Genomic DNA, 22049 nt, shown 5'->3' with positions numbered 1-22049 from the left:
ATGCCCCTTTTGCAAAATCTCCACTTTGCGCAGGATCAAACCAGCGCACTGAAATCTGGAATCGCAAAAATCACGGTACTTCCGTCAACACGCTGGATTTACAATGGAAAACCGTCCCCCGGGCGGTTGCTCAGAAAATCGCCCAAGACCCATATTTTCCATTTGACGCTGCCTGCGACTCCGCTTATACGCCGGTCTCACGACACCTGCCCAGGTGGCGGAATTGGTAGACGCGCTAGCTTCAGGTGCTAGTGTCCGTATGGACGTGGAGGTTCGAGTCCTCTCCTGGGCACCATTCCCCAAGATTGCAAATACCAGGTATGCTTCGCTAATGGCGGGGCCCAGGAAATGCGGTTTATAAACCAGCATCCCCTGCTGCAGTTGAGTTTGGCTGCCAAAGCCCCTATTTCCACTCCAGCACCTGCCGGCGCGGTGATCATCAAAAGGGAACTCCTGTGGCAAACCATCTGTATAAGAACGACCTGCCTGACGGGCTGGACCTTGGGCCCATTGTTGCCATCGACTGCGAAACCATGGGACTGAATCCGCACCGCGACCGGCTCTGCGTGATTCAGATGTCGGGCGGTGACGGCAATGCCCATATCGTGCAGGTGGAAAAGGGCCAGACTGCAGCACCCAACCTTTGCCGGATGCTGGAAGACCCCAATGTGTTGAAGATCTTCCATTTCGGCCGCTTTGACATCGCCGCGATGCACCACGCCTTTGGCAGCCTGGCCGCGCCGGTCTACTGCACCAAGATCGCCAGCCGCCTGGTGCGCACCTATACCGACCGCCACGGCCTCAAGAACCTGACTCAGGAACTCTTGGGCATCGACATCTCCAAGCAGCAGCAGATGAGCGACTGGGGCGCCGCAGAGCTGACCGACGCGCAGCTCGACTACGCGGCTTCTGACGTCTTGCACTTGCACAAGCTGCGCGACGCACTGGATAAACGCCTTGCCCGCGAGGGCCGTACCGAAATGGCCCAGGCCTGTTTTGATTTCCTCCCCACGCGCGCCAAGCTGGACCTGGCCGGCTGGCCCGAAACGGACATCTTTGCCCACTCATGACCGATACTGAAAAATTCCTCGTCACCGCCCGGCAGGTGATCACCGATGAGGCCAAGGCACTGAACGCCATGGCCGCAGGGCTGGATGAGCGTTTCGCCGAAGCCGTGCAGCTGATCCTGCAGGCCAAGGGCCGCATCATCGTCAGCGGTATCGGCAAATCCGGCCATATCGGCCACAAGATCGCTGCGACGCTGGCCTCCACCGGCACGCCGGCCTATTTCGTGCACCCGGCCGAGGCCAGCCACGGCGACCTTGGCATGCTGTCTGAGGGCGACGTGGTGCTGGCGATCTCCAACTCGGGCGAGGCGCCGGAACTGGCCAATCTGCTGGCCTTCACCCGCCGCTTTGCCATCCCGCTGATCGGGCTGTCCAGCAAGATGGACAGCACGCTGATGAAACAGGCCGACGTGCATCTGCAGATCCCCGCGATGGGTGAGGCCTGCGGCTTTGGCATGGTGCCGTCGATCTCCACCACGCTGACGCTGGCGATGGGCGACGCGCTGGCGATTGCGCTGATGAAACACCGCGATTTCCGCCCGGAGAACTTCCGCGACTTCCACCCGGGCGGCAAGCTGGGCGCCCAGCTTAGCAAGGTGCGCGACCTGATGCATGCCGGCGATGCCCTGCCGCTGGTCTCCGAAGCCACGCCAATGGCCGACGCTCTGATCGAAATCAGCCAAAAGGGTTTCGGCGTCGCAGGTGTCGCCGCCGCGGACGGCTCCCTGGCCGGCATCATCACCGACGGCGATCTGCGCCGCCACATGGACGGCCTTCTGGACAAAGCCGCGGCCGAAGTGATGACCGCAAGCCCGGCTACCATCGCTCCTGGCGCCATGGCGCAGGAGGCCGTTGCCATAATGAACCAGCGCAAGATCACCTGTTTGTTTGTGGTCGATCCGCAAAACGGGCGGAAAGCCGAGGGCTTGCTGCACATCCACGATTGCCTGCGCGCAGGCCTGGGCTGACAACCGTCTGGCAGGAGCAAAGCATGGACAGCTACTCCAGAGCCGTCGCCTACCTCAAGGTTTTGCTGCCTTTGGCGGCCCTCGTTTTGCTGTCGACCCTGTTCCTGATTTCCCGCGGCGTAAACACCGAAGCGGTTATCCCTTTCGCGCAGAAGGAAATCGAGGACCGGATGAAAGGCCAGCAGGTTACCGCGCCCTTCTTTTCCGGCACCAATGCGCAGGGGGACGAAATCATGGTCACGGCCGAACTTGCCCGTCCCGGGGGCGACGGTGCGCCAGCGGTGGCGACCAGCCTGTCCGCTGAGATCAGACTGGCCCAAGGCGGCCGGATCACACTTGCCTCGGAAACCGGCTCGATCCGCCCCGGCAGGAACACTGCGCAATTCACCGGCAATGTGACCATCACCTCTTCAGACGGGCTGGTCGTCGAAACCGACGAGCTGAACACCGAACTCAGCGGGCTGGAAGCCGACAGTCCGGGTCCCGTGCGCGCAACCGGCGCAATCGGCGAGCTGACCGCTGGTAATATGCGGATCGGAGCAAAAACCGAAGGCGGGCCGGTCCATATGCTGTTCAAAAACGGGGTGAAGCTGCTATATGATCCCCAGAAACCAGAAAGATAACCTGTGTCTTATTTGCGCGCATTGATTTTTTGCCTGCCGCTGGCCGTGTTTCCCGGCTTGGCGGCATCGCAGACAGCATCCGTTGCCTTTGGTGCAGTGAAGGCGGATCCCAGCCAGCCGGTTGAGGTAACAGCCGACAACCTGGCTGTGAACCAGGCTGACGGATCTGCTGAATTCACCGGCAATGTGCTGATCGTGCAGGGAATAATGCGCCTGTCGGCAGACAAGGTTCTGGTGATCTACAAGACCGCAGCAGAGGATAACGCCAAAGCAGGCATTGAGCGGCTGGAAGCCACTGGAAATGTCGTGCTGGTCAGCGGTCCTGACGCCGCCGAAGCGCAGCGCGCTGAATACACCATCGACCAGGGCACCATCGTGATGACCGGCAACGTGCTGCTCAATCAGGAAAGCGGCACCTTGGCCTCCAACCGGCTGGAAGTGAACCTGACCTCCGGCACCGCCAAAATGGCAGGCCGGGTGAAAACCATTCTGAACCCCAGCGGCGGCGGCAACTGATGGCGAAACCCAATCTGACAGTGACCGAAGGCTCCTCCGGGCTGCATATCGAAAGGCTGCGCAAGTCCTACCGCAAGCGGGTTGTGATCCGGGACGTCTCCATGTCGCTGAACCGCGGCGAAGTGGTGGCGCTGCTGGGTCCGAACGGCTCTGGCAAGACCACCAGCTTTTACGCCATTGCGGGCCTGGTGTTTCCCGAGGCCGGCACCGTCAGCATCGACGGCCAGAATGTGACAGGCCTGCCCATGTACCGCCGCGCACGGCTGGGAATCGGCTACCTGCCGCAGGAAATGTCGATTTTCCGCGGCCTGTCGGTCGAGGACAATATCTCTGCCGTTCTGGATATCTCGCAAAAACACGAGCACAAACGCCGCGAACGGCTGGAAGAGCTGCTGTCCGATTTCTCGATCGAACACCTGCGCCGCGCCCCTGCCCTGGCGCTATCGGGCGGCGAACGCCGCCGGGTCGAAATCGCCCGCTGCCTGGCCGCCGATCCGAAATACCTGCTGCTGGACGAACCTTTCGCAGGCGTCGACCCGATTTCGGTCGGCGATATCCGCCACCTGGTGGCGGACCTCAAAAAACGCGGCATCGGGGTGCTGATCACCGACCACAATGTGCGCGAAACGCTCGAGATTGTTGACCGCGCCTATATCCTGCACGACGGCCAGGTCCTGATGTCCGGCAGCCCCGAGGAAGTGGTGGAAAACGAAAACGTGCGCCGGGTCTACCTGGGCGATAATTTCCGCATTTCCTGACCCCGTCTGCCGCTCGCCTGAGACCGGAAAAATCTGCCTGAAACGCATGATTCTTTTTTCAGGGTTATGCATTGACTCTCCCGCCCACTTGCCGTGGAATTGACCCATGGCATACGCGCAGACCGATGCATTCCGCTTAGCAGCCTTGGTGACAAGGGCCGGACGGATGCAACCGGATGCTTTGCCTGCCCCCCGGATCCGGACTTGACGTGACACTGCCAAGGATTGCCTTGGCAGCAAGCCCGGCCGCAATAATTCGTGAAGGAGATCACATGCGTTACAAAATCAGCGGTAAACAGATCGACATCGGCGAAGCTCTGCAAACACATGTGCAGACTGAGCTGGGTTCGGTTGTTCAAAAATATGCCGAACGACCGACCGACGCTGCCGTGGTCTTTTCCCGTTCGGCGCATGAATATGTGTGTGAAACCACCGTGCACCTGTCCACCGGGCTGACCGCCCAGGCCAAGGCGCACGCAACGGAGATTTACGCCGCGTTTGAGGGCTGCTGCGAAAAGATGGAAAAGCAGCTGCGCCGCTACAAGCGCCGCCTGAAGGACCATCACAAGGACCGCAGCGAGCCGGTTGAACATCTGGGCGCCAACTCGTATATCCTCGCCTCTGAGGAAGCGGAAACGGAACCAGACTCGCTGCAGCCGATCATCGTCGCCGAAATGGAGACCCGCATCCCGTCCCTCTCAGTTGGCGAGGCGGTGATGCAGATGGAGCTGGCAGGCGCACCGGTTCTGGTCTTCCGCAATGAAGGCAAAGACGGATTGAATGTGGTCTACCGCCGCGACGACGGCAACATCGGCTGGATCGATCCGTAAACACAACTAAGGCATCGGCGCCCCCAGGGGGCGCCGGAACGGAGCAGAAGAAATGCAGATTTCCAGCATCCTCAAGCCAGAGGCCGTCCGGGTTATCGGTGCGGCCTCAAGCAAGAAGCGCTTGTTTCAGGAAATCTCGGATATCGCTCAATCCGCCTATGGGCTGGACGCCCAAGCCACCGTCGAGGCGCTCTTGGACCGTGAAAGCCTCGGCCCGACGGGCGTGGGGCACGGTGTTGCGCTGCCGCATGCCCGGCTGGACAGTATCAGCCAGGTCAGCGGTGTCTTTCTCGTCCTGGAAAAGCCGCTGGACTTCGGCGCAGTGGACCGCCAGCCCGTGGATATCGCCTTTGCACTCTTTGCACCAGAGGACGCCGGGGTGGAGCACCTGAAGGCACTGGCACTGGTGTCCCGCACCCTGCGCGAGCAAAGCTTTTGCACCAAACTGCGTGCAAATCACGACCCGGCCACTCTTTATACCATCCTGACAGAGGACCAATCGGTCCAAGCCGCTTAAGAAGCTGCCGGCCTCGCGGCTGCCAGCTGCCTTAGACGCCGCCGCTCCCTGCTGACGCCTGCAGCTGGGCCTCCGGCTGTCTGACCGCTGGATTAAGCGTCTTGCCAGGGTCCAAACCCAAAGGCCAGATAATCGCGCTGATAGATCTGCGCGATCAGCGCCTCCAGCTCTGCGTCATAGATATCCGCCAAGGAAAACGGAACGTCCGGTGCCGCGGCCGCAACCGGGCCTGGTTCCATCCGCCCCAGCTTCTTGGCCAAAGCCGGGAGATCTTCGGACATCTCCGCCTCCCGGATCAACAGATCCGGGGTCGCCAATTCGGAAAACCCTGCCAGCGCCTGACTCTGGCTGGCCCATTCGGCATCAACCCGGATTGAGGTCTGCCCCGCAAGATTGGCCTTAAGGAACGACAGAAAGCCGGCAAAAGCCTCCCTGTGCTGTGCCTTGGAGTACCCCTCGCCGGGGCCGTTTTCCGGCAATGCCAGGCCGAACTGGCGCTGCAAAGTGCTGCGAATGGCCCGGTAGCTGCCTTCACCTGCGTTGAGAATGCGGCGGCAGAACACCGAATGCCCCCGCGCCGCCGGATGGCGCAAAACGGTGAAACTCCGAAACCCCTTGTTGCCGCGCTTCCACTGGCGCAGCTGCTTCTGGTTCATGCCCTGGATCAGCCCCTCCGGCTGCACCCGGTCCAGCCCGGCCATCCACGCCGTGACCTCCGCTTCGGGGCCGCCTTTCAGAGGCAGGTACAGCAATGGTGTCACCACCCCGGCCACATAGCCAGGCACGGCCGGCCCGCGGCGCGGCTCGAAATTCGGGGTGCGGGTCAGGTTGAATTTGTCCAGTCCCGAAAGCGCTTCCTGCATTTCATCCGGATTGGCGACCTTCGCCAAAACCGGTGCCGGGTTCTGGCGCTTGAGACTGTCGTCCAGCGCCTCCAGCTGCTGGGTACAGCCCAGCCAGCTGGCCAGCCCGTTCATGACCTCCAGGCTCTGCAAATCCTCGTATGCCACATAAAAGGCCGTCTGCCCCAGCGCCTGAAGACGGTTCAGCAATGTGACCTGGAAATCCTGAAGCGCTTCCACATGGGCGGCAAATTCCGCCGCCTCAAACCGCGCCTTGGCATCCTTGCGCCGCTTTACATTGGTCAGCTTCCATTGCCCGGTTTCCTTGGCGATCTTCCAGGACACATAGCTGTCCAGCGGATTGCGGGTCAGGATAATCTTGGCGCAGCGCGGGTCCTCCAGGATTTGGTCCAGAACCCGCGGATCATGGTCATGAAAGTAGCGAAACCCTCCCAGCACGCCGGGATCCTCTTTGATCTTACGGATCAGCCGTGCCGGATCAGCCTCCCGCATGGACCGGGTCATGCCCAGGACATCCGTTTTGTTCGGATAGCCGATGAAATGCGGGTTAAAGGCTTCGCCGTGGCAGGCGATCCCGTCAAAGGCATTCAAATTGGTTTCCAGAAAATTGGAACCAGTGCGCATTTCAGCAAAGACTGTAAAGTAGTCGAAGGACGAACGAGACATCGGAGTTTATCTTACCAGATAGGGTTTGCGCTGTGGCTTGGTGTGATTGACCGGGCTTTGCCCCACCGGGAAATCCCCCATGAGATAGGGGTGCATGCCCTGGTTCTTGAGATTCTGCAGGAACTGGCCAAAGCCATCCAGGTCCGTCATTTTCGGCGCTTCGCTCAGATGCCTGGCTGCCAGCGGGCCAATCTCGTCAACGATGGTCTGCATCGGCTCCATCGGGGCCTCAACAAATTCCGCCATGGTCCAGATCCGCACCCTCGCCTTGGTCCACTGGGAGCGCAGGACCTGCAACTGTTCAGCCTCGACCTGCTGGAGCTTGGCGGCTTCCTGCCTCAGCTCTGCAAAGTTGCGGTTGGACTTGAACAGCGGCACCGCCCAGGCGCCGCTGATGACAGAAATCTGCGCATTGGAATCCCGGGCAACCAGCCAGTTCACTGCCTGATTGTCGCGCGGGCCGAATTGAAAGCACTGGCGTTCGCCGCGAGTGTTCCAAATCAGGCTGGTGAGGAAACTTTCCGGATTGTAGTCGCGGGCTTTGGCATTGCCGTTCAAGCAGCCGTTGATCAAGCTTTGGCCTTCCGAAAACTCGGCGCCTTCCGGTGCAAAGATATGCCCGTGCACCCGGGACCCCGTTGTTTTGGCCAGCCAGGTTTCAAAGTCGTCAAACAGTTCGGAAAACCCCTGAAACACCGAATAGGGGCTGGAGGTGATCCCGTTCTCTGATCCGTGCCCGGGAAACCGGCTCTGCATATAAAGGCCGGGGCGGCCGCGGGTGCGCCGTTCAACCGCCTTGGCAAAGATCCGGTCGATCTTGCCGGGGTTTGGCTCTGTCTTCTTCATCGCCCCGGCCTGATCCGTCAGAAAGGCTTGATACAGCCGCTCCGCATGGGGCCAGATCTTGCGCGCCACGAAACAGTCTGACCGTCGCAAAAGCTGCAGGTGGTCGTCGTAGAAGATATGCGGCTTGCCCTGAAAATCGAACTTGCTCAGCGTCAAGGAGCGGCTTTCGATGCTGCTGGAATATTGCCGCACCAAGGTCTGGAAATAGCTTTCATCGGGAATCCAGACCTTGCGGAAATACGCGTCATAAACCGGCCGCTCCGGATCCTGCAGAATGGCCGACAGGGTCTGCCGGGTCAGGCACCACCATTGGCTGCCCATATGCGGCACCAGACCAGGCGGAATCCGGCGCTTGAAACGCAGCTTGCGCTGCAGATCCACATAACGGTCAAACAGATAGCGGCGCCGTTTCCACGAAAACGGGAACCGCAGCGTGAACCGCTCATGGCTCAACCCGCCGACGATCCAGGGCACATCCGCCGTTGTCGCGCTTTCGATGAAATCGGTGCGCGGGCGCGCCGCCAGATAGTCAATCAGCTCCTGAACAGGCCGCAGCGGCAAACAGGACCCGGAGGCAAGGTAGACATGGCGCACCTCCGGGAACTCCGCCAGCATTACCTCGGTCGCTGATTGCGACGCCGCCACAATGCCCCAGGTGCCCCATTCGCAGCGGTGGCGTGCCGAAAACCTCACCAGCGGATCATCTGCCAGCGCCTCCTGGAACCGCTTGAAAACCTCGCTGCCGACATTGCGGTCCACATGCAGCACCACCGGGCAGCCGCTGGCGGTCCAATGGCGCACCACCTGCGCCGCGCGCTCCAGCGCCGTATGCACCAGCATGACAACCCCGACCGTGCTCATGCCCAGTTTCCCTTGGACATCAGGCCGAGAATCTCAAGCTGGCGCCAGTTGATGTATTTTTCGCTCCATTTGCACCACAGCTCCGGCTGCTCCGCCAGCTTGCCGGCATAGGCCTTGTACTCGGCGGACCTGGCATAGTGCTGGCCGCGCACCAGCTCCTCTTGCGCCTTTGCGCCAAACGTATCCAGAAACTTGGTATGCAGCAGCGCGCCGCTTGCCTTTTCGCCGCCATCGCTTTCGTAAACCTGGTTCAGACCGCGCGGCAGCAGCGCATGGGTTGAACTGGCATAAGCATAGCGGCGGTGCCATTTCACCAGCGGGATCTTGTTCAGCGCCGGGGCCTTATTGGGCTGATCAGCAAAGAACACACGGGCCCGCGGCCCCCCTTGGATCCACAGGTTTCCATATTCCTGATTGCGGGTAATCGTGTAGTTGCCGCTGTCGAACCAATGGGCAATGTCCAGCGGGTTTTGCCCGGCCTGATACGGCACCTCGCCAATGCGGCCCTTGGGGTAAACGTCGATCAGCATCGCCGAGAAGCTTCGGATTGCCGAATTGTCCAGCCAGTCGGTCAACGCCCGGATCGGCCGCGTGTCGCAGAACGGGTAGATAAAGAACTCATCCGGATCGACCACCAGCACCCAATGGTCATGCGCATATTTGCGCTTGAGGTAGTTCATCCAGTCGATCCCAAAGCCTGCCCGCTTGTAGCTGGCCGTGGTATGCCACAGGGAAACATCCTGCATCCCGCGCAGGTAGTCCGCACTGCCATCCGTTGAGCCATTGTCAACGAACAGGAAATGATTGATCCCCAGGCCGCGGTAGTATTGCAGGAAATAAGGCAGCCGGATCTGCTCATTGCGCATGGTGCACACAAGCAGGATATCCCCAGGGCGAATTGCCGCCGTGTTATCCTGAACGGGGGTAAGCTCTCCGGATTTTCGCACTGCACGGATCAGGCGCCGCTTGCGCCGCAACCGCATCCGGTAAGAATCCCAAAGCCCCACGTTCACTCCAAATCATTTTCCAGGGAGCGCGCTCACCTGCCCAGGTTTTAATGCCTGCCTCAAGCTTCCGCGCAATATGTCACGGCGCAATTCTATTAACAATGAATTTAGAAACAGTTACGCGGCCTGGCGGCCTGGCTGCAACAATTTCCTCGCGTTCGGCGCCTAGGGTCAGGACCCATTACCAAACGATAGGCTGCATCAGCCCCAGCTCAGCCAATTGCTCATGATCACGGTACCGGACCGCTTCCGGGCGCCACAAGTCCGGGGTTTCAGAAATCCGGTCATAGTAGCCGTCAAACTGTTCCGGCGTATGGAAGTGCTGCCGCCTGCTCTTTTCCGTTTCCGATTTGGAAACAATTTCCGGCAGGAACTTCGTATGAAGCAGCACTCCGGAAAGCTCGCTGCCACCCGGACCGCTGTACAGCGCATTCAGCCGCGGCGGCAGCAGGGAGTGCGTCGAATTCAAATAGGCGAAACGGCGGTTCCACCTGATCAGCGGGATCTTGTTGAGGGTCGGCGACCGCTCTGGCGCGCTGGCGAAAAAGACCCTTTCCCTGACCCCGCCCTGCACCCACAGATTGCCCGCCGGCTGCTGTCTCTGCGCTCTGTAAGGGCCGGCATCAAACCATGGCAGCACCTCACGGGGGTCTTGCCCCGGAAAATAGCTTTGCGTGCCCAGCGGCCCCTTGGGAAAGAGTTCCAGCATCAGGGTGCCAAGGCCGTCCTGCCCGCGCTGCTCCAGCTTGTGCGTCAGCTGATTGAGGCCGTGCTCATCCATGCCCGAGTAAACAAGCAGCTCATCCGCATCCACGGTCAGACACCACCGCCCATGGCCATAGCGGATCAGGAGCCAGCCCAGCCAATCCAGGCCGAACCGGGCCTCGCGGTAGCTGCCACCGGTCTGCCACAGCGACACATCGGGCTGTTCCGCCAGCAGCTCGGCGCTGCCATCATCGCTCGTATTGTCCACGGCCAGAAAATGCACCGCACCCAGGCGGCGGTAATGGTCCAGGAAATAGGGCAAACGGCTGGCTTCGTTGCGCAGAACAAGGAACACCAGCACACCCTGCCCCGGAATATGCGCTGTCCGGTCTGCCAGCTTGGCCATCTGCCGCCTGGCCCGCAGGGCGCGCCACAATATCCGCCGCCGTTTCCACCGCATCCTGTAGGCACCGGTCAAACCCGGCGGCGGCAGATCAGGAACGGCGGCGCGGGACATGATCAGGCCTCGTAGTGGCCGGTCTTATGCCATTTCCAAGCATCAGCAATCATGACTTCGAGTGTGGATCGCTGCGGCTTCCAGCCAAGATCAGTAATGGCACGCGTCGAGCCTGAGACCAGTTTGGTACAATCCCCTTCCCGCCGTTCACCGGTGTTGCAGGGCACTTTTTGCCCGGTCACGGCCTCGGCCTTGTCCATGACCTCGCGCACCGAAAACCCAGACCCCGTGCCCAGATTGAAAACCTGGCTGCCTTTGCCGTCCTGCAACCATTTCAGCCCCAGCACATGTGCATCCACCAGGTCGCAGACATGCACATAGTCGCGGATGCAGGTGCCATCCGGCGTGTCATAATCCGTCCCGAAGATGGTCAGCGCATCGCGCTTGCCTGCAATTGCATCCAGCACAAGCGGCACCAGATGGGTCTCGGGGCGGTGGAACTCGCCCACCTCGGCCTCGGGATCGGCACCCGCGACGTTGAAATAGCGGAAGATCACCGATCGCAGCCCATGCGCAGCGCCGAAATCCTTCAGGATATCCTCAACCGCGCGTTTGGACGCGCCATAGGCGTTCAGCGGCTGCTGCGGCGTATTTTCATCCAGAACCACATTGTCATGCTCGCCGTAGGTGGCGCAGGTCGAGGAGAACACAAAGTCCAGGCAGCCCGCCGCCACTGCAGCCTCAATCAGGTTCAGCGACCCGCCAGTGTTATTGGCCCAGTAGCGCCCGGGCATTGTCATCGCCTCGCCAACCTGGCTGATTGCTGCAAAATGCATCACCGCGGCCGGCTGGTATTTGGCGAAAACCTCATCCAGGCGCGCACGGTCACTCAGGTCGCCCTTCTCAAACGGGCCGAACTTGACCGCGTCCTGCCAGCCGGTCACGAGATTATCGAAGGCCACAGGCGTATAGCCCGCCGTTTTCAGCGCCTTGCAGGCGTGCGAGCCAATATAGCCGGCACCGCCGGTCACCAGGATATTTGCCAATGTCTTTGCCCCATGCTGGGCCGCACCCTTAAGCGCGGCCAGAGTGGTTACTGTGCGGCCTTTCCGACCTGCGCAATCTCGGAGATATAGTTCATCAGATCGTCGCGCAATTCGTCCCGTGCCAGCGCAAAGGCGACCGTCGCCTGCAAGAACCCGGCCTTGGAGCCGCAATCAAACCGCTGGCCGCGGAACCGGTAGCCGTAGACCGGGACGTCCTTGGCGATATCTTCCGCAATGGCATCCGTCAGCTGGATCTCGCCGCCCGCGCCCTGTTTCATCTTGTTCAAATTCTTCAGCACCGACGGAGAAAGAATATAGCGTCCGATCACCGCAAGGTTCGAGGGCGCCTCCTCGGCACTTGGTTTTTCCACCATGCCGTTTGCAGCAACCACCTGCCCCATGTCTTCCTTCACATCGAGCACACCATAGGCAGAGGTCTTTTCGGGCGGAACTTCCATGGCTGCCACCATATTTCCACCGGTTTCCTCGTAGGCCTCTACCATCTGCTGCAGGCAGGGCTTTTCCGCGGCAATCACATCGTCCGGCAGGATCACCGCAAAGGGTTCATTGGCGATCAGCCTGCGGGCGCACCAAACAGCATGCCCCAGGCCCAATGCCTTGTGCTGGCGGATATAGGCAATCGCGCCCGACTCCATATTGGTGCTTTGCAGCAGGTCCAGAAGTTCGGTCTTGCCCTTCTTGCGCAGTTCCTGCTCCAGCACAGGCGAATGGTCGAAATAATCTTCCAAAGCGCCCTTGCCGCGCGAGGTGACAAAGATGAATTCCTTGATCCCGGCCGCGCGCGCCTCGTCGATGGCATATTGAACCAGCGGCCGGTCGACCAAGGTCATAATTTCTTTCGGTACGGATTTCGTTGCCGGCAGGAACCGCGTTCCCATACCTGCAACCGGAAAAATCGCTTTCGTCACTTTTTTACGCATGTTGTTCTCTCAAATTAAAAACCCAGTCCGGCTATGCAGTCCCGCTCACTCGGGAGAGACCAAAGTCCCGCCGGCCTGGCTGTCCCCACCAGTTCGGAATGGTGCATCCAGGCTTCCCGGGCACATCCCATCAGTGTGATTTCACCTGCACCAGCCCACACAACGCTTCACAGACTATTCAAGCCCCATCTTCTTCATCATCGCTTCCAGCCGCGGCACGTCTTCCGGATTGTTGAGCTCCCAGAATTCACGCCCGCGGGCCTCAACTTCGACACATAGAACCTTTTGTCCATTTTCAAGGAACCGGAGCTGCTCCAACCCTTCCAGTTTCTCAAGCGGCCCTACTGTCCAGCCAGAATATGCTGCCAATGCATCCGGGCGGTAGGCATATACGCCGACATGGTGAAAGACCGGCGTATTTTCGCCATCGCCAAAGGTCTGCGCGCAATAAGGCACCACTTCCTTAGAGAAGTAGAGCGCACTGCGGTCTTCGGCAAATACCGCGGTGGTGCCGCCAACACGCCCGGCCTGCCGGTCGGCCAGCAAACTGTTCAGCGTTTCCCCGTTGCAGCGCAAAACCGGCGTCGCCAGCCCCATCTCAGGAGCATCGCGCAAGCCCGAGATCAGCTCCTCCACAAACCAATGCGGAGTCAGCGGCGCATCCCCTTGCAAATTCACGACTATTTCATATCCGCCGCCGAGCGCTGCGTGCGCTTCCGCACAGCGCTCGGTTCCGTTGGCGCAGGCTTCCGGCGTCATCACAACCTCTGCGCCAAAGGCCTCCGCCGCCTGCCGGATGCGATCGTCATCTGTCGCAACCACAACACGGTCTGCGCCTTGCACCGAACAAGCCGCCCGCCAGGAGCGCTCAATCAATGTCCGCGCTTCACCAGAACTGCCGGCAAGGGGCACCAGCGGCTTGCCGGGATAGCGGGTAGAAGCGTAGCGGGCGGGGATGACGATCAGAACTGACATCAGGCTTTCTTTAGATCCACAGCCGGAGCATAGGCAATGAAGAACGGGTTCGCATAGCCTTCCTTACCGTATTTCAGCGGGGAATGATCGTCAAAACGCACCACTTTGCCGCCGGCACCGGCCAGCACCGCATGGCCTGCGGCGGTGTCCCACTCCATGGTGCGGCCAACCCGCGGATAGATGTCCGCCTCACCGGTGGCCACCAGGCAGAACTTCAGCGAGGAGCCGGCGCTCTTGCTGTCTTTGACAGCATATTTGCCGATATAATCGTCGGTGGCCTGGTCGCGGTGGGATTTCGACGCCACCACCATCAGCGCGGAATTATCGCTCTGCGCAACACGGATCGGCCGGGTTTCCCCGATGGTTGCGGGATCAAAGGCTCCGGTTTCCTCCACCGCGCTGCCATCCGCCAGGGTAAAGAACATCCGCTGCTTGGCCGGCGCATAGACCACGCCGCGGGTCGGAACGCCATTTTCCACCAGCGCGATGTTCACGGTGAAGTCGCCCCGGCGGTGGATGAACTCCTTGGTGCCGTCCAGCGGGTCAACGATCAGGAAGGTATCGCCGCGCTCCTTGTGCGAGGCCGCCTGCTCCTCCGTGACCAGCATCATCTCCGGGAACGCCGCCCGCAGACCGGCTGAGATCAGGGCATCCGCTGCCTCGTCCGCTTCGGTCACCGGGCTGTCGTCAGACTTCACTTTAACGTCGAAATCGTCGGCGTTGTAGATTTCCATAATCTTCGCGCCAGCCTCAATGGCCAGGCGGCGGATCACGGGCACCAGGTCTTCATATGTCACGCGGATCTCCCTAACACGGCTTTAATTGAAAATTTGCCTCTCGCCCCTTATGATGCGCTGACAACAGAACGGCAAGCAGCCGCATCAAAATCGAGCAGAGAATGCAGGTCTCATGTTTCAGCAGCGCACGCAGCGATCCTCGTTTTCCGGATTCCTCACACTTTGCGAAGTGGTGTTCCACTCGATCGTGCGCAGCGTGCGGTCAAAACACAACAATGCCTTCATCGCGCTTGGCCTGAACATTCTGCAGGCGGTCCTGTTTGTCGCTGCCTTCTATGTCATGTTTTCCCTGCTTGGGCTGAAGGGCGCCGCAATCCGGGGCGACTTCCTCCTGTATGTGATGTCAGGCGTCTTCCTGTTCATGGTGCATACCAAAACGGTCAGTGCGGTTTCAGGCGCCGAAGGCCCGAGCAGCCCGATGATGCAGCATGCCCCGATGAATACGATGGTGGCCATCCTGTCCGCAGCGCTCGGCGCGCTGTATATTCAGGTGCTGTCCCTGTTCATCATTCTGTTCGTGTACCACGTCGCCTTTACCCCCCTGCACATTGAGGAGCCTATTCCCGCGTTTGGCATGATCCTGTTGTCCTGGATAACCGGTGCAGCCGTCGGACTGGTGTTTCTTGTCCTCAAACCCTGGGCGCCCGGGCTGGTCGGCATCCTGACGATGATCTACCAGCGCGCCAATATGATCGCCTCGGGCAAGATGTTCCTCGCCAACACACTGCCAAGCTTCATGCTGGCCATGTTCGACTGGAACCCGCTGTTCCATTGCATTGACCAGTCCCGCGGCTTTGTCTTCATCAACTACAATCCGCATTTCAGCTCCTGGCAGTATGCGGCCTGGGTGGCCCTGGTGCTGATCGTGATCGGGCTGATGGGCGAATTCTACACCCGGCGCCAGGTCTCCATCAGCTGGAGCGCGCGGCGCTGACCCCGGGTGCCTGCCTAAGACTTTTCAGCAAAAGTCGTGGCAAAAGTTTTCCGTAAAACTTTTGCCCCCGCCGGCGTCAGGTGACCACGCGCAGGGTCAGGTTGATTCTTCCGCCCTTCGGCAGCAGGCGGGAGGACCGGAACCGGATCCGGTCCACCCCGTGATAGGTAAGCCGCGCCTCGCCACCCATCACCACCACATCCCCCGAACCAAGCCAGACCAATTCTGTCCTGCCTCCGCGGGTCTGATTGCCGATCCGGAACAGCCCGTCGTCGCCCAGCGAAATTGAGACAACCGGAAAGGAGAAATCCGCTTCATCCTTGTCCTGATGCAGCCCCATCTTCGCCCCCACGCCGTAATAGTTCAGCAGGCAGCACTCCGGCTGCCGCTCCAGCCCGGTCAGCCCGCGCCAGATTTCCAGCACCTCCTCCGGGATCGCAGGCCAGTCCCGCCCCGACGGGTGCTGTTCCGCATAGCGGTAGCCCGCCGCATCCGAGTACCAGCCGAACCGCCCGGCTGAGGTCATCCGCACCGACATCTGCCCGCCGCCCCGGACTTTCGGCGAAAACAGCGGCGCCGCCTTCAGCACCGGGCGCAGCGCCTCGATCAGCGCCGCCTGCCGGGCAGCATCCAGATACCCCTTGTGAACATCAAATCCGCGCACCCGCAGCAGGGTCATTGCCGTTCATCCATCCTTAACCAAGCCCCTTGCAAAAAAGCGCATTGATTCACGCCTCCGGGCGTGCACTGGCGCTTGCAGGGCCGTTTTCACGTCCCTATATACGCCGGGACGCGGCAAGGTGCAGACCAAACCGCAAAACAATCGGGGCCAGGATGCCGTTGCGGGTTCAGGCCTCGGGTAATCGCCTTGAGTAGTAAAAAGGGATCGCAAATGAGCAAAGTTATCGGCATCGACCTGGGTACCACCAACTCCTGCGTGGCCATCATGGACGGCTCCCAGCCCCGCGTGATCGAAAACGCCGAGGGCGCGCGCACCACCCCGTCGATCGTTGCCTTCACCGACGACGAGCGCCTGGTCGGCCAGCCCGCCAAACGCCAGGCCGTCACCAACCCCGACAACACCGTGTTCGGCGTCAAGCGCCTGATCGGCCGCCGGTTCGACGACCCCGCCGTCGAAAAAGACAAGAAGATGGTGCCCTTCGCCATCGTCAACGGCGGCAACGGCGACGCATGGGTCGAAGCCAAGGGTGAGAAATACTCCCCGTCGCAAATCTCCGCCTTCACCCTGGGCAAGATGAAGGAAACCGCGGAATCCTACCTGGGCGAGGAAGTCACCCAGGCGGTGATCACCGTGCCTGCCTACTTCAACGACGCCCAGCGTCAGGCCACCAAAGACGCCGGCAAGATCGCAGGCCTCGAAGTGCTGCGCATCATCAACGAGCCGACCGCGGCTGCGCTGGCCTATGGCCTGGACAAGGAAAACACCCAGACCATCGCCGTCTATGACCTCGGCGGCGGCACCTTCGACGTGACCATCCTGGAAATCGACGACGGCCTGTTCGAAGTGAAGTCGACCAACGGCGACACCTTCCTGGGCGGCGAAGACTTCGACATGCGCATCGTCAACTACCTGGCGGATGAGTTCAAAAAGGAAAACGGCGTCGATCTGTCCAAGGACAAGATGGCCCTGCAGCGCCTGAAAGAAGCCGCTGAGAAAGCCAAGATCGAACTGTCCTCCACCTCGCAAACCGAGATCAACCAGCCGTTCATCTCGATGGACCCGTCCTCGGGCCAGCCGCTGCACATGGTGATGAAGCTGACCCGCGCCAAGCTGGAAAGCCTGGTCTCCGACCTGATCAAGCGCTCGATGGATCCGTGCAAGGCAGCCCTCAAGGACGCGGGCCTCTCCGCTTCCGACATTGACGAGGTGGTCCTGGTCGGCGGCATGACCCGGATGCCCAAAGTCATCGACGAGGTGACCAAGTTCTTCGGCAAGGAGCCGCACAAGGGCGTGAACCCGGATGAAGTGGTTGCCATGGGCGCCGCTATCCAGGCCGGCGTTCTGCAGGGCGACGTCAAGGACGTGGTGCTGCTCGACGTGACCCCGCTGTCGCTCGGCATCGAAACCCTGGGCGGTGTCTTCACCCGCCTGATCGACCGCAACACCACCATCCCGACCAAGAAGTCGCAGGTGTTCTCGACCGCGGAAGACAACCAGAACGCCGTGACCATCCGGGTGTTCCAGGGTGAGCGTGAAATGGCCGCAGACAACAAGATGCTGGGCCAGTTCAACCTCGAGGAAATCCCGCCGGCACCGCGCGGCATGCCGCAGATCGAAGTGACCTTTGACATCGACGCCAACGGCATCGTGTCGGTCGGCGCCAAGGACAAGGCGACCGGCAAGGAACAGCAGATCACCATCCAGGCCTCCGGCGGTCTGTCCGACGACGACATCGAAAAGATGGTCAAGGACGCCGAGGAGAACGCGGAAGCCGACAAGGAACGCCGCGAGCTGATCGAAGCCAAGAACCAGGCCGAATTGCTGATCCACTCCACCGAGAAATCGGTCGAGGAGCACGGCGACAAGGTCGATCCGTCCACCGTCGAAGTGATCGAACTGGCCGTTGCCGCGCTGAAAGACGATCTGGAAAACGAGAAATCGACCGCCGAAAAGATCAAATCCGGCATCCAGAACGTTACTGAAGCCGCCATGAAACTGGGCGAGGCGATCTACAAGGCGCAGGCCGAAGAAGGCGGCGACGACGAGCCGGCAGCAGCTGACGAAGCCGCAGGCCCGGCAGATGACGACATCGTCGATGCCGAATTCGAAGACCTGGACAACGACAAGCGCTAACGCCTGACCACTCAGGCCACGGCGGGCCGGTCCGAACCCCGGACCGGCCCATTTTCGTTGAGGCAGATGGGGTAACCGATGTCAAAACGTGACTATTACGACGTTCTGGGCGTGGCCAAAGGCGCCACCGCAGACGAAATCAAAAAAGGCTTTCGCAAGAAAGCCAAGGAACTGCACCCCGACCGGAACAAGGACAATCCGGACGCCGAGGCGCAGTTCAAGGAAGCCAATGAGGCTTACGACGTCCTGAAGGACGCCGAGAAAAAAGCGGCCTATGACCGCTTTGGCCATGCAGCCTTTGAAAACGGCATGGGCGGCGGCCAGCGCGGCGGCGGTGGCGGCCAGGGCTTTGGCGGCGGCGACTTTTCCTCCGCCTTCTCTGATGTGTTCGACGACCTGTTCGGCGATTTCATGGGCGGCCAGCGTGGCGGCGGCGGACGGCAGCGGGCGTCGCGCGGTGCCGACCTGCGCTACAACCTGCGTGTCTCGCTTGAGGATGCCTTTGGCGGTCTGCACAAGACCATCAAGGTTCCGACCTCAGTCTCCTGTACCTCCTGCGAGGGCACCGGGGCCGAGGGCGGCGTGGAACCCACCACCTGCCCGACCTGCTCCGGCATGGGCAAGGTCCGCGCGCAGCAGGGTTTCTTTACCGTGGAACGCACCTGCCCGACCTGTTCGGGCCTGGGCCAGATCATCAAGAACCCGTGCAAATCCTGCCACGGCCACGGCCGGGTGGAAAAAGACCGCTCGCTGTCGGTGAACATCCCGGCAGGGGTTGAGACCGGCACCCGCATCCGCCTCGCAGGCGAAGGCGAAGCGGGCCTGCGCGGCGGCCCTCCGGGCGATCTCTACATCTTTGTCGAGGTTGGCCCCCACGCCCTGTTCGAACGCGACGGCAACAACCTCTACTGCCGGGTTCCGGTCAGCATGTCCAAGGCTGCGCTTGGCGGCTCCATCGAGGTGCCGACCATCGACGGCGGCCGCGGCCGGGTGCAGATCCCCGAGGGCAGCCAGTCCGGCCGCCAGATGCGCCTGCGCGGCAAAGGCATGCCGGCGCTCCGCGGCGGCGCCACCGGCGACATGTTCATCGAGCTGGCGGTGGAAACCCCTGTGAACCTCACCGCCCGCCAGAAGGAGCTTCTGGGCGAGTTCGAGGACATCTCCGAGGAAAACACCAACCCCGAATCCCGCAGCTTCTTTTCATCCGTGAAAAGCTTCTGGGATGGGATGAAGGGGTAAGGCCCGTCTAGGAAGCCGTCCGGGGGACGGTTTCAGGGCCGAACGGGCGGAGCCCCGGCACATTGCTTCAAACGACTCGGTCAAAAGCGCCCCCAATCCGGGGCGCTTTTCTTTTGCGCATCCTTTACGCAATCCCCAGCCCAGACGCCCCATGCTGCACCGCGGCGGTGTACAGGGGGTGTACAGGGGGTGCACGCAAGACACCCCCTTGCTGCCGCCGCAGAGTAGCCCGCATTAACACTTCCTCAACCATGATGGCGGCACCATGGCACCATGGCACAGGACCCCTCATTCCAGGACGTCTCCCTGCCGCTGTTTCCGGGCAGCGACGAAGCCCCGGCGCAGCCCCTGACTGCTGGCCGCCTGCCCTCCTACATCAAGGACCACCGCGCCCGCCTGCGCGACCGTTTCATGGCCGGCGGCGCCGCCGCGATGCCGGATTATGAGCTGCTGGAACTGGTCCTCTTCCGTTCCATCCCGCGCCGCGACGTCAAACCCCTGGCGCGGCAACTGCTTGATACCTTTGGGGATTTTAACCGCGTGGTGACGGCCTCACCGGAGCGGCTGGCGCAAGTAAAGGGCATTGGCGATGCGGTCATCACCGACCTCAAAGTGCTGGAGGCCGCCGCCCACCGCATGGCCCGCGCCCGGGTGATGCAGCGCCAGGTGATCTCCAGCTGGGATGCGCTATTGGACTATTGCCACACCACCATGGCCCACCGCGAGACCGAACAGTTCCGCATCCTGTTCCTGGACCGCAAGAACGTGCTGATCGCCGACGAGGAACAGGCCCGCGGCACCGTCGACCACGTCCCGGTCTACCCCCGCGAGGTTGCCAAACGCGCCCTGGAACTGAACGCCAGTGCCTTGATTTTAGTACACAATCACCCGTCCGGCGACCCCACGCCCTCGGACAGCGATATCAGTATGACCGATCAAATCCAGGCCGCGTTGACCGCCCTGGGAATCACCCTGCACGATCATCTGATCATCGGTAAATCCACCGAACTCAGCTTCCGTGCACAAGGGTATCTCTAGCACGCCCGGCTAGCGCACCCAAACCTCGACCCTGCGGTTGATCTGGCGGCCCCAGGCGCTGTCGTCACAGGCCATCGGCAGGGCTTCCCCAAACCCCTCCGCGCTGATTTGCACGCGCGACACATCTGCGGTTTCAGCCAATTGAATAACCGCATCCCGCACCGCACTGGCCCGTTTCAAAGCAATTTGCCGGTTCCCCTCAGCCGGCCCGACCCCGTCTGAAAACCCAGCAAAAACAAGCTCTTTGGCATCGTATTCCCCCGCTTCCAGAGCCCGGGCCAATTGCTCGATGTTGCTGCGGGACTGCGCATCCGGACGCGCTGATCCCGGTTCGAACCGGAAGGAGACAGTCAGGCGCTGCAACCCTCCCAGAACAGTTACCAGCCGCTGGATCTCATCCAATCCGGACTGATCTTCCGCTGCGAGAATGGCATTGGCAAGACGGTTGCCCTGCCGGTTCACCGGGATCAGTTCAGGCGACTGATCCACAAAACCTGCCCTTCGGATTACGGCTTGCGCCGCTGGTCCGCGAATATAGGCCAGAAAGTCCCTGGCAACTTTCGGAAGACGCCTGGCAGGCAAGTAAAGGAACATCGGCACTGTCAGCGGATAGTCTTCTGTCTTCACCGCCCGGCGGCTGGCCTGCAGGGAAAAGCCGCACGGGCCGGTCAGCCTCAGCATCCGCGCTGACCCTTTTTCAGCGAAGCTGGCAATGCCGATAGCAAAAGGATCAATCAGAACCCGGCGGGCCAGCGTGCTGCTGCGGTCATGGCGATGAATTCCTTGCGAAAATGAATCGCCCAATGGCGCCAGCAGCTTGTCCTCAACAGCCTGGGCCAGCCCTGATCCAGCCACCGGCATATGCAGGGATATTGGCGCGTCAGGACCTCCGAGCGCTGACCAGTTGGTGATAGCGCCTGAGAACACATCCGCAAGTTCCGGCAGGGAAATCTCCCGGACCGGATTACTGGGCGCAACGATAGGCACAAAGGCATCAAGCGCCAGAACACGGCTCCGTCCTGGCCCGGTCAAATCGCCCAGTCCCGCAGCCTTCGCCGCCTTGCGCTCAAACGGCCGGATCTCGCGCAAGGCCATGGCAAGGTCCGCCTCATCCGCGATCAAGGCAGCAAAGCCTTCGTCCGTATTGCTGACCATGAAGGTAAAGCGCGCCGCAGGTTTTTGCCCGCGCAGGAGAACATGGCTGAAGTTCCCGCCCGGCAATGTCTCCCGCCTGGTTTGATAGCCGTTGCGGAGGGCAAAGCCTTCGATCAGCGCCGGAAGCAGCACTTCGGACATGGTGCTTGACCCGGCCAGGGTCACCTCTGCCACAAAGCCGGACAAGCTCGGGCAGCCGGGACCATCGCAGGAAACCCCCGACCCGTCCACGGTGAGTTCTCCAAATTGGGTCTGCACCCGGTAGAACTCTCCATCAAACCCCAGCAGGGTGCCGGTGATCTCCACCGCACCATCCGGGGAAGACAAAGTGATATCCTGGGCTGCAAGCCCGCGTGACAGCGCTGCGAGAAAAAGTGCGGCGCAAACGGCCGCACGAAGGAAAGACATAGGGATACCTGAAGTTA

General features: G+C 61.0%; 21 protein-coding genes and 1 tRNA gene. 12 read left to right on the top strand and 10 right to left on the bottom strand.

Features of this window, described 5'->3' with window-relative positions:
- Positions 1–208 precede the first annotated feature (208 nt).
- The 8 genes from ACXAEK_RS04850 (at position 209) to ACXAEK_RS04815 (ending at position 5279) form a co-directional block, all read left to right on the top strand.
- Positions 209–295 (top strand) — tRNA-Leu (locus ACXAEK_RS04850).
- Between the two features lie 160 nt (positions 296–455).
- A complete protein-coding gene (locus ACXAEK_RS04845) occupies positions 456–1070 on the top strand; it encodes a ribonuclease D (protein ID WP_475040197.1) in 615 nt (204 codons plus the stop codon).
- A complete protein-coding gene (locus ACXAEK_RS04840; RefSeq protein WP_475040196.1) occupies positions 1067–2035 on the top strand; it encodes a KpsF/GutQ family sugar-phosphate isomerase in 969 nt (322 codons plus the stop codon). Before ACXAEK_RS04845 ends, ACXAEK_RS04840 begins: the two co-directional genes overlap by 4 nt.
- A gap of 23 nt (positions 2036–2058) precedes the next feature.
- Entirely contained in the window at positions 2059–2658 is a 600-nt protein-coding gene (gene lptC / locus ACXAEK_RS04835; RefSeq protein WP_475040195.1) for an LPS export ABC transporter periplasmic protein LptC, read from the top strand.
- Positions 2659–2661: 3 nt separating this feature from the next.
- Complete coding sequence (gene lptA / locus ACXAEK_RS04830) at positions 2662–3174, top strand: lipopolysaccharide transport periplasmic protein LptA (protein WP_475040194.1); 513 nt, start codon at positions 2662–2664, stop codon at positions 3172–3174.
- A complete protein-coding gene (lptB, locus tag ACXAEK_RS04825; RefSeq protein ID WP_475040193.1) occupies positions 3174–3932 on the top strand; it encodes an LPS export ABC transporter ATP-binding protein in 759 nt (252 codons plus the stop codon). Before lptA ends, lptB begins: the two co-directional genes overlap by 1 nt.
- A 272-nt stretch (positions 3933–4204) precedes the next feature.
- Entirely contained in the window at positions 4205–4762 is a 558-nt protein-coding gene (hpf, locus tag ACXAEK_RS04820; RefSeq protein WP_475040192.1) for a ribosome hibernation-promoting factor, HPF/YfiA family, read from the top strand.
- Between the two features lie 52 nt (positions 4763–4814).
- Entirely contained in the window at positions 4815–5279 is a 465-nt protein-coding gene (locus ACXAEK_RS04815; protein ID WP_475040191.1) for a PTS sugar transporter subunit IIA, read from the top strand.
- Positions 5280–5371: 92 nt separating this feature from the next.
- Here the strand turns inward: ACXAEK_RS04815 and ACXAEK_RS04810 are convergent, their stop codons facing one another.
- From ACXAEK_RS04810 to cysQ, 8 genes are all read right to left on the bottom strand, one after another.
- Positions 5372–6808: a sulfotransferase family 2 domain-containing protein gene (locus tag ACXAEK_RS04810; protein WP_475040190.1), complete on the bottom strand. Its 1437-nt coding sequence runs from the start codon at positions 6806–6808 to the stop codon at positions 5372–5374.
- A gap of 6 nt (positions 6809–6814) precedes the next feature.
- Positions 6815–8515 carry a DUF5927 domain-containing protein gene (locus tag ACXAEK_RS04805; RefSeq protein ID WP_475040189.1) on the bottom strand — a complete coding sequence of 567 codons (1701 nt, stop codon included), beginning with the start codon at positions 8513–8515 and terminating at the stop codon, positions 6815–6817.
- Positions 8512–9498: a glycosyltransferase family 2 protein gene (locus ACXAEK_RS04800; protein ID WP_475045185.1), complete on the bottom strand. Its 987-nt coding sequence runs from the start codon at positions 9496–9498 to the stop codon at positions 8512–8514. The genes ACXAEK_RS04805 and ACXAEK_RS04800 overlap by 4 nt, the downstream gene beginning before the upstream one ends.
- 205 nt (positions 9499–9703) lie before the next feature.
- Positions 9704–10744 carry a glycosyltransferase family 2 protein gene (locus ACXAEK_RS04795; protein ID WP_475040188.1) on the bottom strand — a complete coding sequence of 347 codons (1041 nt, stop codon included), beginning with the start codon at positions 10742–10744 and terminating at the stop codon, positions 9704–9706.
- Between the two features lie 2 nt (positions 10745–10746).
- Entirely contained in the window at positions 10747–11730 is a 984-nt protein-coding gene (gene galE / locus ACXAEK_RS04790) for a UDP-glucose 4-epimerase GalE (RefSeq protein WP_475040187.1), read from the bottom strand.
- Between the two features lie 47 nt (positions 11731–11777).
- Entirely contained in the window at positions 11778–12671 is an 894-nt protein-coding gene (galU, locus tag ACXAEK_RS04785; protein ID WP_475040186.1) for a UTP--glucose-1-phosphate uridylyltransferase GalU, read from the bottom strand.
- Between the two features lie 174 nt (positions 12672–12845).
- Complete coding sequence (locus tag ACXAEK_RS04780; protein WP_475040185.1) at positions 12846–13646, bottom strand: 3-deoxy-manno-octulosonate cytidylyltransferase; 801 nt, start codon at positions 13644–13646, stop codon at positions 12846–12848.
- Positions 13646–14443: a 3'(2'),5'-bisphosphate nucleotidase CysQ gene (cysQ, locus tag ACXAEK_RS04775; RefSeq protein WP_475040184.1), complete on the bottom strand. Its 798-nt coding sequence runs from the start codon at positions 14441–14443 to the stop codon at positions 13646–13648. The genes ACXAEK_RS04780 and cysQ overlap by 1 nt, the downstream gene beginning before the upstream one ends.
- Positions 14444–14555: 112 nt before the next feature.
- Between cysQ and ACXAEK_RS04770 the strand changes: the two genes are divergently transcribed.
- Positions 14556–15377 carry an ABC transporter permease gene (locus tag ACXAEK_RS04770; RefSeq protein ID WP_475040183.1) on the top strand — a complete coding sequence of 274 codons (822 nt, stop codon included), beginning with the start codon at positions 14556–14558 and terminating at the stop codon, positions 15375–15377.
- A gap of 76 nt (positions 15378–15453) precedes the next feature.
- On the opposite strand, the gene ACXAEK_RS04765 is transcribed toward ACXAEK_RS04770, so the two are convergent.
- On the bottom strand, positions 15454–16056 hold the full coding sequence (locus tag ACXAEK_RS04765; RefSeq protein WP_475040182.1) for an alpha-ketoglutarate-dependent dioxygenase AlkB family protein: 603 nt from the start codon (positions 16054–16056) through the stop codon (positions 15454–15456).
- Positions 16057–16245: 189 nt separating this feature from the next.
- Here ACXAEK_RS04765 and dnaK point away from each other — a divergent pair, with 189 nt between their 5' ends.
- The 3 genes from dnaK to radC all read left to right on the top strand — a co-directional run bounded on the left by dnaK (position 16246) and on the right by radC (position 20469).
- Complete coding sequence (gene dnaK, locus ACXAEK_RS04760; RefSeq protein ID WP_475040181.1) at positions 16246–18192, top strand: molecular chaperone DnaK; 1947 nt, start codon at positions 16246–16248, stop codon at positions 18190–18192.
- 78 nt (positions 18193–18270) lie between these two features.
- Complete coding sequence (dnaJ, locus tag ACXAEK_RS04755) at positions 18271–19431, top strand: molecular chaperone DnaJ (protein ID WP_475040180.1); 1161 nt, start codon at positions 18271–18273, stop codon at positions 19429–19431.
- Positions 19432–19704: 273 nt separating this feature from the next.
- Entirely contained in the window at positions 19705–20469 is a 765-nt protein-coding gene (gene radC, locus ACXAEK_RS04750; RefSeq protein ID WP_475040179.1) for a RadC family protein, read from the top strand.
- A 9-nt stretch (positions 20470–20478) separates the two neighbouring features.
- Here radC and ACXAEK_RS04745 read toward each other — a convergent pair whose 3' ends face one another.
- Positions 20479–22032 (bottom strand): phosphate ABC transporter substrate-binding/OmpA family protein, encoded by a 1554-nt coding sequence (locus ACXAEK_RS04745; RefSeq protein ID WP_475040178.1) that lies wholly within the window; start codon positions 22030–22032, stop codon positions 20479–20481.
- Between the last annotated feature and the right edge of the window lie 17 nt (positions 22033–22049).

The sequence above is a fragment of the Leisingera sp. ABM4_101 genome (assembly GCF_056158725.1).
The sequence above is the reverse complement of the archived record's forward strand: the minus strand, read 5'-3'. Positions and strand labels throughout refer to the sequence as shown.

Coding starts and splice junctions, on each gene's coding strand:
- ACXAEK_RS04810 (WP_475040190.1), bottom strand. CDS start 6,808: ATGTCTCGTTCGTCCTTCGACTACTTTACAGTCTTTGCTGAAATGCGC.
- ACXAEK_RS04800 (WP_475045185.1), bottom strand. CDS start 9,498: ATGCGGTTGCGGCGCAAGCGGCGCCTGATCCGTGCAGTGCGAAAATCC.
- ACXAEK_RS04805 (WP_475040189.1), bottom strand. CDS start 8,515: ATGAGCACGGTCGGGGTTGTCATGCTGGTGCATACGGCGCTGGAGCGC.
- hpf (WP_475040192.1), top strand. CDS start 4,205: ATGCGTTACAAAATCAGCGGTAAACAGATCGACATCGGCGAAGCTCTG.
- lptC (WP_475040195.1), top strand. CDS start 2,059: ATGGACAGCTACTCCAGAGCCGTCGCCTACCTCAAGGTTTTGCTGCCT.
- galU (WP_475040186.1), bottom strand. CDS start 12,671: ATGCGTAAAAAAGTGACGAAAGCGATTTTTCCGGTTGCAGGTATGGGA.
- ACXAEK_RS04840 (WP_475040196.1), top strand. CDS start 1,067: ATGACCGATACTGAAAAATTCCTCGTCACCGCCCGGCAGGTGATCACC.
- ACXAEK_RS04770 (WP_475040183.1), top strand. CDS start 14,556: ATGTTTCAGCAGCGCACGCAGCGATCCTCGTTTTCCGGATTCCTCACA.
- ACXAEK_RS04815 (WP_475040191.1), top strand. CDS start 4,815: ATGCAGATTTCCAGCATCCTCAAGCCAGAGGCCGTCCGGGTTATCGGT.
- ACXAEK_RS04745 (WP_475040178.1), bottom strand. CDS start 22,032: ATGTCTTTCCTTCGTGCGGCCGTTTGCGCCGCACTTTTTCTCGCAGCG.
- ACXAEK_RS04780 (WP_475040185.1), bottom strand. CDS start 13,646: ATGTCAGTTCTGATCGTCATCCCCGCCCGCTACGCTTCTACCCGCTAT.
- radC (WP_475040179.1), top strand. CDS start 19,705: ATGGCACAGGACCCCTCATTCCAGGACGTCTCCCTGCCGCTGTTTCCG.
- ACXAEK_RS04765 (WP_475040182.1), bottom strand. CDS start 16,056: ATGACCCTGCTGCGGGTGCGCGGATTTGATGTTCACAAGGGGTATCTG.
- ACXAEK_RS04795 (WP_475040188.1), bottom strand. CDS start 10,744: ATGTCCCGCGCCGCCGTTCCTGATCTGCCGCCGCCGGGTTTGACCGGT.
- dnaJ (WP_475040180.1), top strand. CDS start 18,271: ATGTCAAAACGTGACTATTACGACGTTCTGGGCGTGGCCAAAGGCGCC.
- lptB (WP_475040193.1), top strand. CDS start 3,174: ATGGCGAAACCCAATCTGACAGTGACCGAAGGCTCCTCCGGGCTGCAT.